This is a genomic window from Pseudomonas sp. H26/SER47-MNA-CIBAN-0231 (assembly GCF_040310465.1).
In the GTDB taxonomy this organism is placed as follows: Bacteria; Pseudomonadota; Gammaproteobacteria; order Pseudomonadales; family Pseudomonadaceae; genus Aquipseudomonas; species Aquipseudomonas atacamensis.
Window position 1 is genome coordinate 1 of sequence record NZ_JBEOPW010000038.1, and the last position, 3,015, is coordinate 3,015.

A 3,015-nucleotide genomic window follows, 5' to 3' on the forward strand; every position below is an offset into this window, starting at 1 on the left:
GAGTAGGTCATCGTCAAGATTAAATTCCGAAACCCCAATTGCGAAAGCAGTTGGGGTTTTGTTTTGCCTGCGAGAAATGTGTCCGCTTGATTTCTATGCAACGGCCCGGGGCATGGCTATTATGCGGGCCTCATTGTGAGGCGATACCTGCATGCTGACGTTGTTGAATCTACTGAAGGATGGACGATTCCATTCCGGACAGGACCTGGGCGTTGCCCTGGGAATAAGCCGAAGTGCTGTATGGAAGCAGCTACAACAGCTTGAAGCTGAACTTGGTCTGTCGATCCATAAAGTTCGCGGTCGCGGATATCAATTGTCGACGCCTCTGACGCTCCTTGATCCTCTGGAAATAACCAGGAAGATGCCTCAATGGCCGGTGCGTGTGTTCGACTCTGTTGACTCGACAAATGCCGAAGCTCTGCGCTCCATCAGTGAGGGCGCCCCCGCGCCGTTTTTGGTGCTCGCGGAGCGACAATTGGCAGGCCGTGGTCGTCGAGGCCGCAAGTGGGTGAGCCCATTTGCGGAAAATCTTTATTACAGCCTGGTTCTTCGAATAGATGGCGGCATGCGTCAGCTTGAGGGGTTGAGCCTTGTTGTTGGCTTGGCCGTGATGCAGACCTTGCGAAACACCGGTGTGCCCAATGCCGGTTTGAAGTGGCCCAATGATGTTTTGGTGGGTAACAAGAAAATAGCTGGCATTCTGCTCGAACTCGTCGGCGATCCGGCGGATGTGTGTCATGTTGTATTGGGTATAGGAATCAACGTGAATATGCAGGTTGCCGATGAGGTCGACCAGCAATGGACTTCTATAAAACTGGAGTCAGGCAAAGCCTGCGATCGCAATGCTCTGGTGGTTGAATTGAGTAATCAACTCAAGACTTATATCCATAAACACCAGCTCAACGGGTTCGCAAGTCTGCAGGCAGAATGGGCGGAAAATCATCTGTGGCAAGGGCGTTCCGTGTCGTTGATCGCGGGTAACAGCCGTGTCGATGGAATAGTGCTCGGGATTGATAACCAAGGCGGGTTGCGCTTGATTGTAGATGGTGTTGAAAAGGCCTTTAGTGGCGGAGAGCTCAGCCTGAGGTTGCGTGATGATTCTTGAGCTTGACTGCGGCAATAGCTTTATAAAATGGCGCGTGCTGGATGCGTCGGCGAGCGAGCTGGTCTCGGAAGGAGTTGTGGATTCCAATCAGGCTTTGCTTGAAAGCCTACGCATCATAAAGTCACTCTCGCTGCGCAAGTGTCGTTTGGTAAGCGTCAGGACCAACGAGGAAACCAGCGCTTTAACCGAAATGCTTGAGCGCGAGTTCAGTATTCCTATCGTGTGTGCGAAGCCCGCTCGCGAGATGTCTGGTGTTCGAAACGGCTACGAAGACTATGAGCGTCTGGGGCTTGATCGCTGGCTGGCGTTGCTTGGCGGCTTTCACCTGGCTGCCGAGAGTGCTTGTCTGGTTCTCGACTTCGGTACCGCGGTTACTGCCGATTTTGTCGGGCCTGACGGTGAGCATCTCGGTGGGTTCATTTGTCCAGGCATGCCTTTGATGCGAAACCAGCTTCGCACCCATACCCGTAAAATTCGTTATGGTGATGAGGCGGCAGAGCGCGCCCTTTGCAGTCATGTCCCGGGGCGTACCACCGTGGAAGCGGTGGAGCGGGGTTGTTCTTTGATGCTGAGGGGCTTTGTTCTCACTCAATTAGAGCTGGCTCGAGCGTACTGGGGAGAGCAATTCACCGTCTTTATTACGGGAGGGGATGCCGAGTTGGTTAAAGGCGTCGCGCCTGACGCCAGGGTTGTGCCCGACCTGGTTTTTGTCGGCTTGGCGATGGCGTGTCCCTTGTCCTGAGGTTTATATGCGTTGGTTGTTCCTGCTCCTAGTGGTTCTCAATGTTTTTTACTATGTCTGGCATCAGCAGGAAGCGCCCTTGCGAGCCAAAGATGTAACGCCCCTTAGTCTGTATCGCGGTGCGCAGCAGGATATCCGTCTACTGAGCGAAACTGCTGGTGAAAGCGGGAGAGGGCAGGTGGTGCCGCGTCAGCAGTGTCTTTTCCTTGGTGGATTTTCTGAAGAGGATTCAATTGCCAGGTTGCAACAGCGCCTGGTGGCGATGAAGGTCAATGCTCAATCCGTGCCGAAAGCTGCTGCAGGAAGCGGTTACTGGCTTGCAGTTGCGCCGGATGGCCAGCCGTTGTTGGGCGATCAGCAGTTGCAAAACCTTTCCAAGGAATTCAATGGGTTAAAACATAAAATAATGCTGTGCGAAGGGGTTGCACCTGCTCAATAGTTTGCATAGAATGGCGCCCGCTCCACAGCGAACACCTTAAACGGGATTCGAAGTGAAGCGTGTCAACGCAGCTAACCTCAGGTTTTTAAATGAGAAAATGCTTGACAGGGGTTGGGCATGATATAGAATGCCGGCCTGATTAGGAGGGGTTCCCGAGCGGCCAAAGGGATCAGACTGTAAATCTGACGTCTACGACTTCGAAGGTTCGAATCCTTCTCCCTCCACCAGATTTAAGCGTGAGCTGCAGGCTCCGCGGGTATAGTTTAGTGGTAGAACCTCAGCCTTCCAAGCTGATGATGCGGGTTCGATTCCCGCTACCCGCTCCAAGTTTGCAGGTTGTGCAAAAGGGTTTTGCTCTTGTAGCTCAGTTGGTAGAGCACACCCTTGGTAAGGGTGAGGTCAGCGGTTCAAATCCGCTCAAGAGCTCCATATAACAAGGCAGATATGAAAATATCTGCCTTTGTTTTAATGGTTGATATTGTTTGTCTAATTTCTTCTGTAGAGGGTGATATCGATGGCTAAGGAAAAATTTGATCGTTCCCTGCCCCACGTCAACGTTGGGACCATTGGTCACGTTGACCACGGTAAAACCACTCTGACTGCTGCTCTGACTCGCGTTTGCTCCGAAGTTTTCGGTTCTGCAATCGTTGACTTCGACAAGATCGACAGCGCACCAGAAGAAAAAGCTCGCGGTATCACCATCAACACCGCTCACGTTGAGTACAACTC

At 52.5% G+C, this 3,015-nt stretch carries 4 protein-coding genes and 3 tRNA genes; all 7 read left to right on the plus strand.

Translation table 11 applies throughout. The features are described 5' to 3' along the window. The first annotated feature begins 151 nt into the window (after window positions 1–151). A complete protein-coding gene (birA, locus tag AAEZ10_RS27070) occupies window positions 152–1,105 on the plus strand; it encodes a bifunctional biotin--[acetyl-CoA-carboxylase] ligase/biotin operon repressor BirA (RefSeq protein WP_350571760.1) in 954 nt (317 codons plus the stop codon). Then, window positions 1,095–1,847, plus strand: coding sequence for a pantothenate kinase (locus AAEZ10_RS27075; RefSeq protein ID WP_350571762.1), 753 nt, complete (start codon window positions 1,095–1,097; stop codon window positions 1,845–1,847). Before birA ends, AAEZ10_RS27075 begins: the two co-directional genes overlap by 11 nt. Before the next feature lie 7 nt (window positions 1,848–1,854). Then, a complete protein-coding gene (locus AAEZ10_RS27080; RefSeq protein WP_024014525.1) occupies window positions 1,855–2,286 on the plus strand; it encodes a hypothetical protein in 432 nt (143 codons plus the stop codon). Window positions 2,287–2,428: 142 nt separating this feature from the next. Next, a tRNA-Tyr gene (locus tag AAEZ10_RS27085) sits at window positions 2,429–2,513 on the plus strand. 25 nt (window positions 2,514–2,538) lie between these two features. Continuing rightward, window positions 2,539–2,612 (plus strand) — tRNA-Gly (locus AAEZ10_RS27090). 27 nt (window positions 2,613–2,639) lie between these two features. Further along, window positions 2,640–2,715 (plus strand) — tRNA-Thr (locus AAEZ10_RS27095). An 85-nt stretch (window positions 2,716–2,800) separates the two neighbouring features. Continuing rightward, window positions 2,801–3,015, plus strand: a 215-nt coding sequence (locus AAEZ10_RS27100) for a GTP-binding protein (protein WP_350571764.1), incomplete at its 3' end; no start/stop codon positions are given.